This window comes from Methylorubrum rhodesianum (genome assembly GCF_014199985.1).
GTDB lineage: Bacteria > Pseudomonadota > Alphaproteobacteria > Rhizobiales > Beijerinckiaceae > Methylobacterium > Methylobacterium rhodesianum.
The window spans coordinates 206,586-219,503 of record NZ_JACHOS010000003.1 but is presented as its reverse complement, the minus strand read 5'-3'; the positions used below and the strand labels follow the sequence as shown (position 1 = coordinate 219,503).

Here is a 12,918-nt window from a genome sequence, read left to right as displayed (position 1 = left end):
CCGGTCGTTACTCGGCGGCGTCGGCCGGCGGCTCGATCTGGTCGTTGGCCGCCTGCTGCTGCTTGGAGTTCGTCAGCTCGACGTTGAGGCCGAGCGAGCGCATCTCCTTGACGAGCACGTTGAAGGATTCGGGGATGCCGGCCTCGAAGGTGTCGTCGCCGCGGACGATCGCCTCGTAGACCTTGGTGCGGCCGGCCACGTCGTCCGACTTCACCGTGAGCATCTCCTGCAGCGTGTAGGCCGCACCGTAGGCCTCCAGCGCCCAGACCTCCATCTCACCGAAGCGCTGGCCGCCGAACTGCGCCTTGCCGCCCAGGGGCTGCTGGGTGACGAGCGAGTACGGGCCGATCGAGCGCGCGTGGATCTTGTCGTCCACGAGGTGGTGCAGCTTCAGCATGTAGATGTAGCCCATGGTGACCTTGCGGTCGAAGGGCTCGCCGGTCCGCCCGTCGTAGAGCGTCGACTGCGCCGAGCGGTCGAGCCCGGCCATCTCCAGCATCGTCTCGATGTCGGCTTCCTTGGCGCCGTTGAACACCGGGGTCGCCATCGGCACGCCGCGGCGGACGTTGTTGCCGGCCTCCGCCAGATCCTCGTCCGACAGGCCTTCCAGCTCGGCGGGGGAGTAGATCGCCTTCATCTCCTCCTTCAGCGGGCCGATGTCCTGCGTCTTCAGATAGGCATCGACCGCCTTCGAGACCTTGCGACCCAAGCCCGCAGCCGCCCAGCCGAGGTGGGTCTCGAGGATCTGACCGACGTTCATGCGCGAGGGCACGCCGAGCGGGTTGAGCACGATGTCGGCATGCGTGCCATCCTCGAGGAACGGCATGTCCTCGATCGGCACGATGCGCGACACGACACCCTTGTTGCCGTGGCGGCCGGCCATCTTGTCGCCGGGCTGGATCTTGCGCTTCACCGCCACGAAGACCTTGACCATCTTCATGACGCCGGGCGGAAGCTCGTCGCCGCGCTGCAGCTTCTCGACCTTGTCGAGGAAGCGCTGCTCGAGGCGCTTCTTCGACTCGTCGTACTGCTTCTGCATCGCCTCGATCTCCGTCATCAGACGGTCGTCGACGACGGCGAACTGCCACCATTGCGAGCGGGGATACTCGCTGATGATCTCGCGGGTCAGCGTGGTGTCCTTGCGGAAGCCCTTCGGTCCGGCGATCGGCGACTGGCCGATCAGAACCTCGGCGAGACGCGCATAGGTGTTGCGGTCGAGGATGGTCTGCTCGTCGTCGCGGTCCTTGGCGAGACGCTCGATCTCCTCGCGCTCGATCGCCTGGGCGCGCTCGTCCTTGTCGACGCCGTGGCGGTTGAACACCCGGACCTCGACGATCGTGCCGGTCACGCCCGGGGGAACCCGAAGCGAGGTGTCGCGCACGTCGGACGCCTTCTCGCCGAAGATGGCGCGCAGGAGCTTCTCCTCCGGCGTCATCGGGCTCTCGCCCTTCGGCGTGATCTTGCCGACGAGGATGTCGCCGGCATGAACCTCGGCGCCGATATAGACAATGCCGGCCTCGTCGAGGTTCTTGAGCGCCTCCTCCGAGACGTTCGGGATGTCGCGGGTGATCTCCTCCGGACCCAGCTTGGTGTCGCGGGCCATCACCTCGAATTCCTCGATATGGATCGAGGTGAACACGTCATCCTTCACGATCCGCTCGGAGAGCAGGATCGAGTCCTCGAAGTTGTAGCCGTTCCAGGGCATGAACGCGACGAGCACGTTGCGGCCGAGCGCCAGCTCGCCGAACTCCGTGGACGGCCCATCGGCGATGATCTCGCCCTTCTTCACCGGCTCGCCGACGCGCACCAGCGGCTTCTGCGTGATGCAGGTCGACTGGTTGGAGCGCTGGAACTTCTGCAGGCGGTAGATGTCGACGCCGGGCTTGGTCGGGTCGGTCTCTTCCGTGGCGCGGATGACGATACGGGTGGCGTCCACCTGATCGACGATGCCGGAGCGACGGGCGGCGATGGCGGCGCCGGAATCGCGGGCGACCACGGCCTCCATGCCGGTGCCGACGAAGGGCGCGTCGGCGCGAACCAGCGGCACCGCCTGGCGCTGCATGTTCGAGCCCATCAGCGCGCGGTTGGCGTCGTCGTTCTCGAGGAACGGGATCAGCGCCGCGGCGACCGAGACGAGCTGCTTCGGGCTCACGTCCATGAGATCGACGCGGTCGGGGGCGACCACGATGACCTCACCCGCGCGGCGGCAGACGACGAGGTCGTCCGTCAGCTTGCGGTTCTCGTCCATGCCGGCATTGGCCTGGGCGACGTAGTACTTCGCCTCCTCCATGGCGGAGAGGTAGGCGACCTCGTCGGTCACCACGCCGTCCTTCACCCGGCGGAACGGCGTCTCGATGAAGCCGTACTTGTTCACGCGGGCAAACGTCGCCAGCGAGTTGATCAGGCCGATATTCGGGCCTTCCGGCGTCTCGATCGGGCAGATGCGGCCGTAATGGGTCGGGTGCACGTCGCGCACCTCGAAGCCGGCGCGCTCGCGGGTCAGACCGCCCGGGCCGAGCGCCGAGAGGCGGCGCTTGTGCGTCACTTCCGAGAGCGGGTTGGTCTGGTCCATGAACTGCGAGAGCTGCGACGAGCCGAAGAACTCGCGCACGGCCGCCGCGGCGGGCTTCGCGTTGATGAGGTCCTGCGGCATCACCGTGTCGATATCGACCGAGGACATGCGCTCCTTGATGGCGCGCTCCATCCGCAGGAGGCCCAGACGGTACTGGTTCTCCATCAGCTCGCCGACCGAGCGGACCCGGCGGTTGCCGAGGTGGTCGATGTCGTCGATCTCGCCCTTGCCGTCGCGCAGGTCGACGAGCGCCTTGACGACCGCGAGCATGTCCTCGCGGCGCAGCGTGCGCACGGTGTCGGCGGCGTCGAGGTCGAGGCGCATGTTCATCTTCACGCGGCCGACCGCGGAGAGATCGTAGCGCTCGGCGTCGAAGAACAGCGAGTGGAACATCGCCTCCGCGGTGTCGAGCGTCGGCGGCTCGCCGGGACGCATGACGCGGTAGATGTCGAACAGCGCGCCCTCGCGGCCGGAATTCTTGTCCACGGCGAGGGTGTTGCGGATGTAGGGACCGACATTGACGTGGTCGATGTCGAGCACCGGGATCTCGGTGACGCCGACCTCGTCGAGGCTCTTGAGGAGCTTCTCGGAGATCTCGTCGCCGGCCTCGGCCCAGATCTCGCCGGTGTTCACGTTGACGAGGTCCTCGGCGATGTACTGGCCGACGAGGTCCTCGTCGGTCGCCTTGAGGAACTTGGTGCCCTTCTCGGCGATGAGGCGCGCGTTGCGGGCGTTGAGCTTCTTGCCGGCTTCCAGCACCACCTCGCCGGAATCGGCGTCGATGAGGTCGACGGAGGCCTTGAAGCCCTTCAGCCGCTCGGCGTCGAACGGCACGCGCCAATCCGCCCCGTCCCGCTCGTAGGAGACGCGGTTGTAGAAGGTCGAGAGGATTTCTTCACCGTCGAGGCCGAGCGCGAACAGCAGCGAGGTGACCGGCAGCTTGCGCTTGCGGTCGATGCGCACGTGCACGATGTCCTTGGCGTCGAACTCGACGTCGAGCCAGGAGCCGCGATACGGGATGATGCGGGCGGCGAACAGCAGCTTGCCGGAGGAGTGCGTCTTGCTCTTGTCGTGGTCGAAGAACACGCCCGGCGAGCGGTGCATCTGCGAGACGATGACGCGCTCGGTGCCGTTGACGATGAAGGTGCCGTTGTCCGTCATGAGCGGCATGTCGCCCATGTAGACGTCCTGCTCCTTGATGTCCTTGACCGACTTGGCGCCGGTGTCGGGATCCACGTCGAACACGATCAGGCGCAGCGTCACCTTGAGCGGGGCCGCGAAGGTGATGCCGCGCTGGCGGCACTCGTCGACGTCGTATTTCGGCTGCTCGAAGGTGTAGCGCACGAACTCCAGGAGCGCCGTCGAGGCGAAATCGGAGATCGGGAAGACCGACTTGAAGACGCTCTGCAGCCCCTCGTCGGCGCGCCCGCCTTCCGGCTCGTCCACCATCAGGAACTGGTCGTAGGACGCCTTCTGAACCTCGATGAGGTTCGGCATCTCGGCGACTTCCCGGATCTTCCCGAAGAACTTGCGAATGCGCTTGCGACCGACCAGCGTATTGGCCATGAGACCTCGCTCCACCACCTCAGCGTAGGGTGCCCGGGGAAGGCGAAACGCCTCCCGTCACCGGACCAAGAAGGGCCGCCCCGCCGGACGATCAGCCCACCCGAACCGAATTCGTCTTCCGTTCGCCGCGCGCTCCCGCCCGCGGGGAACGACGGCCGCCCGAAGCGGCGTTAGCCCGCGAGCCGGAGCCCGCGGGCGTCTGGCCGGCGCATCCCCGAGGGGAATGCGCCGGATGCGATGGGCCGGTCAGGGCCCATCGACGGATTACTTGAGCTCGACCTTGGCGCCGGCCTTCTCGAGCTGGGCCTTGATCTTCTCGGCCTCTTCCTTGGCCACCGACTCCTTGACCGGCTTCGGGGCGCCCTCGACGAGGTCCTTGGCTTCCTTGAGGCCGAGGCCGGTGATCGCGCGGACCTCCTTGATGACCTCGATCTTCTTGTCGCCGGCCGAGGCCAGGACGATCGTGAACTCGGTCTGCTCCTCGGCAGCCGGGGCGGCGGCGCCACCGCCAGCGGCCGGGCCGGCAACGGCGACGGCAGCAGCGGCCGAGACGCCCCACTTCTCCTCGAGGAGCTTGGCGAGCTCAGCGGCCTCGAGAACGGTCAGCGAGGAGAGGTCGTCGACGATCTTGGCGAGATCAGCCATGTGAATGTTCCTTGCGTATATCGGTTTGAACGGATGGTTTCGCTAGGGGCGAACGGCTCAGGCCGCTTCGTCCTTCTTGGCATAGGCCCCGAACACGCGGGCGAGCTTGGCCGCCGGCGCGTTGACGACCTGGGCGACCTTGGTCGCGGGAGCCTGGATGAGGCCCACGAGCTTGGCGCGCAGTTCGTCGAGGGACGGGAGCGTGGCGAGTGCCTTCACGCCGTCCGGGTTCAGGGCAGTCGTTCCCATGGCGCCGCCGAGAATCACGAGCTTGTCGTTCGTCTTGGCGAAGTCCACCGCAACCTTGGCGGCCGCGACCGGGTCGCTCGAATAGGCGAGCAGGGTCGGGCCCTTCAGGAGGGGCTTGATGGAGGCGACGTCCGTGCCATCGAGAGCGATGCTGGCGAGCCGGTTCTTGGCGACCTTCACGGTGGCGCCGGCCTGCTTCATCTGCGAGCGCAGCTTCTGCATGTCGGCGACCGTGAGGCCCTTGTAGTGGGCCACGACGACGACGGCGTTCGTGGTGAACACGCCGTTGAGCGTCGAGACGAGATCAGCTTTAGCTGTCCGGTCCACTGGTGCTCTCTCCGGTTGGCGGAACCTGAGACAGGCCCGCCGGTTGCACTTGCCGCCCGGAACGGAACTCGGCTGAGAAGCCGGAACCGTCGCCCGGGCGACGTCTCACGGCCCTGTCCCCTTGAAGCGCCGAAGCGGCCCCTCGCGGGTGAGATTGGTTCAAACCGATGCCTCCCCCCGGTGCCTGCCGGCCCCGAAGCGAGGTGTCAAAAATTCGGTCTTCCCCGTCTGTGCAGGCTGTCTCCGATTAAGCCGGTCGCCCGGCGCCTGCAGTCTCGGACAGGACATAGCCGGAAACGGCGCTCGGAGCGGCTGCTCCAAGTCCCTTCCGGCCATCACCACCCGGTCGCCCGGGCGGCATCTCGAATGGAAACCGACCGATTGGCCGATCCCTTCCAATGGGTGAATTCGTGGAGCGCGGTCTATAGCGGCGTGCAAGCTCCCTGCCAAGTCCCGCAACGCGACTTTTCCGTCGCAGGCAAGCGCGCAGGCAAATGGGTCTGCAAGTGGGCCGGCAAGTCGGCTGGCAAGTCGGCTGGCAAGCATCTCGGGAGCCGCGCGGACGCGTCACCGGCGAAGCCGCCCCCGGCCCGGCATCGCCATCTCCCGAACGCCGGGGCGCGCGTCGAGACCGGTCTCGGCCCGGCTTTTACCCGATGTTGACTCTGTTCGCCCGGGCCCTGCCGCGCCGGGGGATCCGTGTGCGCCAGCGCATCCCGCACCCGGCCGCAGCGGCCTTACACCGCAGCGCACAAAAGGCAGGGAAAGTCTCGGGCGATGGCCTCGAAGGTGTTGCTGGCGGTGGTGGTGCTCGTCTTCGTTCTGGACGGCCACCTGCCCGGGATGCGCGAGCTGCGCAACCCGGACGCCGAGGGGGGCAAGGGCGCGGGCCGGGCCTCACTGCTGTCGAAGCGGCCCGAGGCCTGAGCCGGAGGCGGCCTCGGGATCCCCGCCCGAGACCCGACGGCAATCCGTCGCCGCGTATCAGTAGTTGATCTGCAGCTGGGCGCGGAAAAGATCGCCCTTGGCCCGGCCGAAGCGGCTGATGCTGGCCTCGCGCCGGTTCATGTTGGCGTAGGCGAGCGTCAGCTCGACCGCCTTGATCGGCTGGAACTCGACGCCGAGCTCGAACTCGTCGGTGTCGAGCCGCGGCGCGCTCGTCCCCACCTTCCAGCCGCCGTCGTAGGTCTGCCAGCGGGCATAGGGCATGAACGGACCGACCGGCGAGTGGTCGACCCGGTACATCGCCTGGACGTAGCCGCCCTGCAGCGGCTTGGTCTGGATCGCCCGGGTGACGGGATCGTATTCGGGGCCGCGGCCCCAGTTCCACTCCGCCTGGAGGCCGAAGGGCTGCGGGTACAGGATCGCGTGCAGGCCGACGCGCTCGTCGTCGTAGCCGTTTCCGAGACCGGGGCTGCCGAGCTCGGGCCGGAACCGGTTGCGGTAGGCCGAGCCGCCGACCTCCAGCACCTGCCCCCGGAACGCCTCCCCGAGCCCGTCGAGCTCGAACGGCCAGGTCACCATCATGACCGTCATCAGGTCCTCGTTGGCCTCGATCCGGTTGATGGTCTGGCCGTTGTAGATGCCGAGGCCGAAGGCGCCGTAATTGCCGAACAGCTTCTGGCCGCCCTTGGCGAGCCGGTCCCAGATCCGCTGCACGTGCCAGGGCGTGTAGTAGAAGGAGATGCCGATATCGCGCTCACCGGGCACGCCGCTGTTGATCGCGTCGGAACGGTCGAGGGTCAGGCGGTTCTGCGAGGATTGCAGGTTCTCCCAGCCGTAGGGCACCTTCTGCTGGCCGAAGCGCAGCTTGGTCCGGCGCTCGTCGTCGAGGAACACGTCGGCGTAGGCGTCGCGCAGCTGGGTGTAGTGCTGGCGCCCCTCGGGACCCGACTGGTTGGACACGTTCACCGCGAAATCGGGCTGCAGGTAGATGAACACCCGCTCGTGGATGTCGCCCTGCAGCACGAGGCGCACGCGCCGGAAGGTGAAGTTGTTGCGATCCGAGATGCCGCTGTCGTGGACGGAGCGCAGCCGCGAACGGCCCGCCGGCGCGGTGTCGTCGCCGGACAGGAACTCGTTCCAGCGCAGCTGCGTGTAGCCGCGCAGCGACAGCCGTTCGAACCACGTCTTCGGCCGGGCGCCGTGGTTCGGCCCGTCCGCGAGCAGCTGCGGCGCCGGCGGCACCAGCGCGTCGTACCACGTCTCCGGCTCGTCGAGGGCGAAGCGGTGCGGCACCGGGGCGGGCGCCGCCGGCTGTGCGACCGCCGACTCGACCGGCCGGCCCGCCGCCGGAAAGGTGCCGGCATCGGTGGTGCGGGCACTGGCCGGCCGCGCAAGGTCCCGGGCGGCGACCGGACCGCCGCGCCGCGCCCTTCCCGGCTCCTTCGCCTCAGCCTGCGCCCGGATCATCGCCTTGAGCTCATTGATCTGGCGCTGAAGCTCCGCAACCGTCTGCGCTTGAGCGCGAGCCGCGGGGAGCGCCAGGGCGCCCGACAAGAGCAGTGCGGTCAGAAGGCGTCGTTTCATTTCTCGAACCCCTTGTCGCGCTCCAGGCCGGCGTGATGCCGTTCGCCGTGTTGTGCTGGAGCGCGCTCAGCCACCGGTTGTGCGCATTCGGGCACGGAGCGGGCCTGGATCGGCGAACGAAGCCGCTGCGATGCAAGACGTCGCGGAACCCGCGACGACCGGCAAAGTCTTTAGTCAGCTCAGTCGTTTAGCGATCCCGGTGCGCCGGCACCCAGGCTTGGCCGATAGCATCGCGGCCTGAGGATGAAAAGTATTATAGAATAATATAGCTGCGATATCTCCGCTCTTTACTTCAATAACGCTCGCGACCCCTCTTTAATCCGGAAAAATCTGAAGTATTTATCGTCATAAAAGTGACGTCTGAATCTGGTTTATTGAACAATTACGCTTACCCATCCGTACGGCGCCTGCTCACTCCCCGATCGTCCGAAGCCCTTGGTGCGAGGGGCGGGCGCGGGATGGGTGAAGGATCTGCGGGCCCCTCCCCCGTGGAAACACGCCCCGCCGGATCGGCGGAGGCCTATGCGCCAGCCGCATGCCGCGGCTTTCGTTCCGGCGCGCCGCCGATCCGGTCGTCGTCCTCGGATCCGTCCGCCGGGCGTCGCCGATCCGCCACGCGGCCGGCCCTCTGCCGGGGCACGCCGCACCGGCCTTCGCGGGTTCCCGGAATCGGACCGGATCCGGCCGGGATCGCCCTCCCACCGCGATTTGAATTACGAGTCGCGCCAAAGAGGGGACGCCAAACCACCTCGCTGTGCTAGATTGGCTGCCATGCGTTGCACCCTCCCCGTCTCGTCCCGCCGGCGCATCCTGTGCGTCTTCCCCGCCTACACGCCGTCCTTCGGCACGTTCTCCCACGCCTACCCGCTCATGGGCGGCGTGAAGGCGTTCATGCCGCCCCAGGGGCTCCTGGTGATCGCGGCCTACATGCCCGAGACCTGGGAGTGCCGCTTCGTCGATGAGAACATCCGGCCGGCCTCGCTGCAGGACTTCGCCTGGGCCGACGCGGTGTTCGTGTCGGGCATGCACATCCAGGAGGGTCAGATCCACGACATCGGCCGGCGGGCGCACGAGGCCGGCAAGGTCGCGGTTCTCGGCGGCCCCTCGGTCTCGGGCGCGCCGGAGAAGTACCCGGATTTCGACTATCTCCATGTCGGCGAGATCGGCGACGCCACCGACCGCCTCATCGAGATCCTCGACCGCGACCTCGCGCGGCCGGCGGCGCAGGTGGTGCTCGACACCAAGGACCGGCTGGCACTCGGCGATTTCCCCGCCCCGGCCTACGAGGCCGTGCCGCTCAAGCGCTACCTGATCGGCTCCCTGCAATTCTCGTCGGGCTGCCCCTATCGCTGCGAGTTCTGCGACATCCCGCAGCTCTACGGGCGCCAGCCGCGGCTGAAGAGCCCGGAGCAGATGTGCGCCGAACTCGACGCGATCATCAGCCAGCCGGGCCATCCGGCGGTGGTCTACTTCGTCGACGACAACTTCATCGGCAACCGCAAGGCCACCCGCGAGATGCTGCCCCACCTCGTGGAGTGGCAGAAGCGGAACAACTATCCGCTCCAGTTCGCCTGCGAGGCGACGCTCAACATGGCCAAGCAGCCCGAAATCCTCGAGCTGATGCGGCAGGCCAACTTCATGACGGTGTTCGTCGGCATCGAGACGCCGGAAGCGGACGCGCTGAAAGGGATCGACAAGACCCACAACGCCGCCGTGCCGATGTACGAGGCGATCCAGACGCTCAATTCCTACGGATTGGAGGTCACCTCCGGGATCATTCTCGGCCTCGACTCCGACACCGACCAGTCCGAGCAGAACCTGATCGACTTCATCGATCGCTCCGGCATCCCCGTGCTGACGATCAACCTGCTCCAGGCGCTGCCCAAGACCCCGCTCTGGGACCGGCTGGAGCGGGAGGGCCGCCTCGTCCATGACGCGGCGCTCGAATCGAACGTGCTGTTCAAGCGCCCCCACGACACCGTGGTGAACTCCTGGCGGCGCGCCATCGCTCACGCCTACGCGCCCGAGCACCTGTTCGAGCGCTTCAAGCACCAGTGCGACGTGACCTACGGCAACCGCATCGTCACGCCGACGAAGGGCAAGCTCACCTTCACCAACCTGCGCCGCGGGCTGATCCTCGGCTTCAACATCATCACCCGGGTGGGTCTTCTCTCCGACTACCGCCGGCCGTTCTGGCGCGCGGCCGGTCACGCCCTGAAGCGTGGCCAGATCGAGGCGGTGTTCAACATGGGCTTCGTCGCCCACCACCTGATCCGCTTCACCCGCGAGGCGCTGCGGGGCGAGCACAACGCGTCGTTCTACGCCGCCAAGGCGGCGGAGGCCGAGGCGCAGCGCCAGCGCAGCTGGTGGGAGAACGCCCGGCGCCGCCTCGCCCCGGAGCGCGAGGCGGCCTGACCCGTCCGGGTTCCGACGGCGCCGGATGGAGCGAGGGGGCGGCGCTCCGTCCGCCCCTCCGGCCGAGGCCCCGCCGTCAGGCGTAGGCCTTGGCCTGCGGCCCGTCGAACAGGGAGCGCAGCCGCGCCCGCTCCAGATCCGGGGATCCCGCTATCGGCGTCGTCATCGGATCCGTCATCGGCGTCGGCCGGGCGAACAGATAGCCCTGCATCTGGTCGCAGCCGAGTTCGCGCAGCACGGCGAGCTGCTCTTGCGTCTCCACACCCTCGACCGTGACCTGAAGGCCGAGATTGTGCCCGAGATGGGTGATCGCGCGCACGATCGTCAGCGAGTCCGCGTGCTGTCCGAGACGGCGCACGAAGGACTGATCGACCTTGATCTTGTCGAACTTGAACCGCTGCAGGTAGCTCAAGGACGAGTAGCCCGTTCCGAAATCGTCGAGCGCGAGGCGCACGCCGAGGGTGCGCAAGGCGGTCAGCACCTCCACCGCCATCGCCGCGTCCTGGATGAACACGCCCTCGGTGATCTCCAGGACCAGCCGCCCCGGCGGAAGCCCGTGGCGGCCGAGCACCGCCGCCACGCCGGCGGCGAAGCCCGGCTGACGGAACTGCTTGGGCGAGACGTTGACCGAGACCCGCCAGGGATGGGACCACGCGGCGGCGGCGGCGCAGGCGGTGTCGAGCACCCAGGCGCCGATCCGCGCGATCTGGTCGGTCTGCTCGGCCAGCGGGATGAACTCGGCCGGCGACACGCAGCCCCGCTCCGGATGGTGCCAGCGGATCAGCGCCTCGAAGGTTTCGATCTCGCCGGTGCGGCCGTTGACGATCGGCTGGTAGTAGAGCTGCAGCTCGCCGCGCGGGATCGCGCCGCTCAGCTCGTGCTCGATCCGGCGGCGCGCCTGGAGCTGCTCGTCCATCGCGGCCTCGAAGAAGCGCACCGTGCCGCGCCCCTCGTCCTTGACCCGGTACAGGGCGGTGTCGGCGGCGCGCTTCAGGCTCTCGGACGTGCTCCCGTCGCTGGGATACAGGGCGATGCCCGCCGAGGCGCCGATCTCGATGCGCAGGGTTTCACTCCGGCCCCGGCTGCCGTCCTCGATCCGGCCCTCGATCTGGAACGCGCGACCGAGCGCCGCGACCAGCCGCTCCGCGGTCTCGGCGACCTGCGCGAGAGTGCGGGTATGGGCCAGGACGATCACGAACTCGTCGCCGCCGATCCGCGCGAGCGTGTCGGTCGGACGCAGCTCGGCCAGCATGCGCTTGGCCGCCTGCACGAGCAGGGCATCCCCCGCGGCGTGGCCGTGGAAATCGTTGACCGGCTTGAAGCGGTCGAGGTCGAGATAGACCAGCGCCACGCTCGTCCCGTTCTCGGCCGCATTCTCCAGGGCGAGGGTCAGGCGCTCCTCCAGAAGGGTGCGGTTGGGCAGGTCGGTGAGGGCGTCGTGCAGGGCGAGGTGGCGGATCCGCGCCTCGTCGCGGCGGCGCTGGCTGAGATCGCGCAGGGCCACCGCCGTGGCCGGCCGGCCGAGATACTCGATGGGGCGGCAGGAGAGCTCCACCGGCACGAGGAGGCCGCTCGCCGTGCGGATCTCGAACTCCTCCGGGCGCAGATCCTCCGGGCGGCAGCGGCTGCGCCGCATCACGGCCGGCGCGTCGGCCTCGCTGAACAGGTCCAGCACCGGCCGGCCGACGATCTCCCCCGTGGTGGTCTCGAACAGGCGCAGGCCCGCCTGGTTGATCTCGACCACCCGGCCGCTGCGGTGGATGAGCAGCACCTCGTGGGCGAGGTTGCCGAGCAGCCGCATGCGGCTCAGCTCGTCCATGCGGCGGCGCATCAGGTGCCGCTGCATCAGCAGGGCGGCGAGGCCGGCAGCGAGGACGACGAGGCTCACGAGCCCGACCGCGAGGCCGAGCTGCGTCGAGCCGAGGGCCGACCCGCCCTCCTCCTGCATGGCGACGGGAGCGAGCGTGAGCGCCGTCATACCGGTGAAGTGCAACCCGCAGATCGCCAGCGCCAGCCAGAGCGTGACCTCGATCCGGCGGCCGAGTCCGGTAAGGTCGCCGGCGCGGGCGAGGGCGATCACCGCCAGGGCCGCGCAGAGGCCGAGCGAGGCGTGGACATAGGCGCCCTCGAACACGAGCACGCTGCTCGCCGCCATCGCGCCCACGCCCGTGTAGTGCATCCCCGCGATCGCCGCGGCCAGAGCCACGCCGGCCGCGGCCACCTTGAGCGGGACGTGGCCCGCCTGGGCCCGGATCAGCAGGGCGACCAGGGCTCCCGCCACCGCGATCGCGATCGAGGCCGCCGTAGGCAGGAGGTCGTAGGCCGCCTGCCCGCCGGGATGGAAGGCCAGCATCGCGACGAAGTGGAGCGACCAGACGCTGCAGCCGAACACCGCCGCCGCCGCGAGCAGCCAGGGGAGTAGGGCACGGCGCTCGGCCTGCTCGGCCTCGGCCATCAGGGTCACCGTCGAGAAGCAGCCGAGCAGGCAAATACCCGCTGAGATGGCAACAAGGCCGAGATCATGCTGTTGCGTGACACAGGCAATGATTTTGAACATGATGGATGGCAAGCCCGACAACCCAAATCCGGTTTAGGCCCTGCCTCTTAAGGCGCCG

At 68.2% G+C, this 12,918-nt stretch carries 7 protein-coding genes; 2 read left to right on the top strand and 5 right to left on the bottom strand.

Going from position 1 to position 12,918, the window contains the following annotated elements:
* Positions 1-7 precede the first annotated feature (7 nt).
* From rpoB to rplJ, 3 genes are all read right to left on the bottom strand, one after another.
* On the bottom strand, positions 8-4,138 hold the full coding sequence (gene rpoB / locus HNR01_RS05665; RefSeq protein ID WP_183667060.1) for a DNA-directed RNA polymerase subunit beta: 4,131 nt from the start codon (positions 4,136-4,138) through the stop codon (positions 8-10).
* A 264-nt stretch (positions 4,139-4,402) separates the two neighbouring features.
* Positions 4,403-4,783 (bottom strand): 50S ribosomal protein L7/L12, encoded by a 381-nt coding sequence (gene rplL / locus HNR01_RS05660; RefSeq protein ID WP_183667059.1) that lies wholly within the window; start codon positions 4,781-4,783, stop codon positions 4,403-4,405.
* A gap of 57 nt (positions 4,784-4,840) precedes the next feature.
* The gene (rplJ, locus tag HNR01_RS05655; protein ID WP_012456200.1) at positions 4,841-5,359 is read right to left on the bottom strand and encodes a 50S ribosomal protein L10; all 519 of its coding nucleotides are present in this window, start codon (positions 5,357-5,359) and stop codon (positions 4,841-4,843) included.
* A gap of 777 nt (positions 5,360-6,136) precedes the next feature.
* Here rplJ and HNR01_RS05650 point away from each other — a divergent pair.
* Positions 6,137-6,286: a hypothetical protein gene (locus tag HNR01_RS05650; protein ID WP_183667058.1), complete on the top strand. Its 150-nt coding sequence runs from the start codon at positions 6,137-6,139 to the stop codon at positions 6,284-6,286.
* Positions 6,287-6,343: 57 nt separating this feature from the next.
* On the opposite strand, the gene HNR01_RS05645 is transcribed toward HNR01_RS05650, so the two are convergent.
* The gene (locus HNR01_RS05645) at positions 6,344-7,888 is read right to left on the bottom strand and encodes a porin (protein ID WP_183667057.1); all 1,545 of its coding nucleotides are present in this window, start codon (positions 7,886-7,888) and stop codon (positions 6,344-6,346) included.
* A gap of 771 nt (positions 7,889-8,659) precedes the next feature.
* Here HNR01_RS05645 and HNR01_RS05640 point away from each other — a divergent pair.
* Complete coding sequence (locus HNR01_RS05640; protein WP_183667056.1) at positions 8,660-10,303, top strand: B12-binding domain-containing radical SAM protein; 1,644 nt, start codon at positions 8,660-8,662, stop codon at positions 10,301-10,303.
* A gap of 76 nt (positions 10,304-10,379) precedes the next feature.
* Here the strand turns inward: HNR01_RS05640 and HNR01_RS05635 are convergent, their stop codons facing one another.
* Positions 10,380-12,860 (bottom strand): bifunctional diguanylate cyclase/phosphodiesterase, encoded by a 2,481-nt coding sequence (locus HNR01_RS05635; protein ID WP_183667055.1) that lies wholly within the window; start codon positions 12,858-12,860, stop codon positions 10,380-10,382.
* Positions 12,861-12,918: the final 58 nt, after the last annotated feature.

Excerpts from the sequence above, each read along its gene's own strand:
- rpoB (WP_183667060.1), bottom strand. The coding sequence starts at position 4,138 with ATGGCCAATACGCTGGTCGGTCGCAAGCGCATTCGCAAGTTCTTCGGG.
- rplL (WP_183667059.1), bottom strand. The coding sequence starts at position 4,783 with ATGGCTGATCTCGCCAAGATCGTCGACGACCTCTCCTCGCTGACCGTT.
- HNR01_RS05650 (WP_183667058.1), top strand. The coding sequence starts at position 6,137 with ATGGCCTCGAAGGTGTTGCTGGCGGTGGTGGTGCTCGTCTTCGTTCTG.
- HNR01_RS05645 (WP_183667057.1), bottom strand. The coding sequence starts at position 7,888 with ATGAAACGACGCCTTCTGACCGCACTGCTCTTGTCGGGCGCCCTGGCG.
- HNR01_RS05640 (WP_183667056.1), top strand. The coding sequence starts at position 8,660 with ATGCGTTGCACCCTCCCCGTCTCGTCCCGCCGGCGCATCCTGTGCGTC.
- HNR01_RS05635 (WP_183667055.1), bottom strand. The coding sequence starts at position 12,860 with ATGTTCAAAATCATTGCCTGTGTCACGCAACAGCATGATCTCGGCCTT.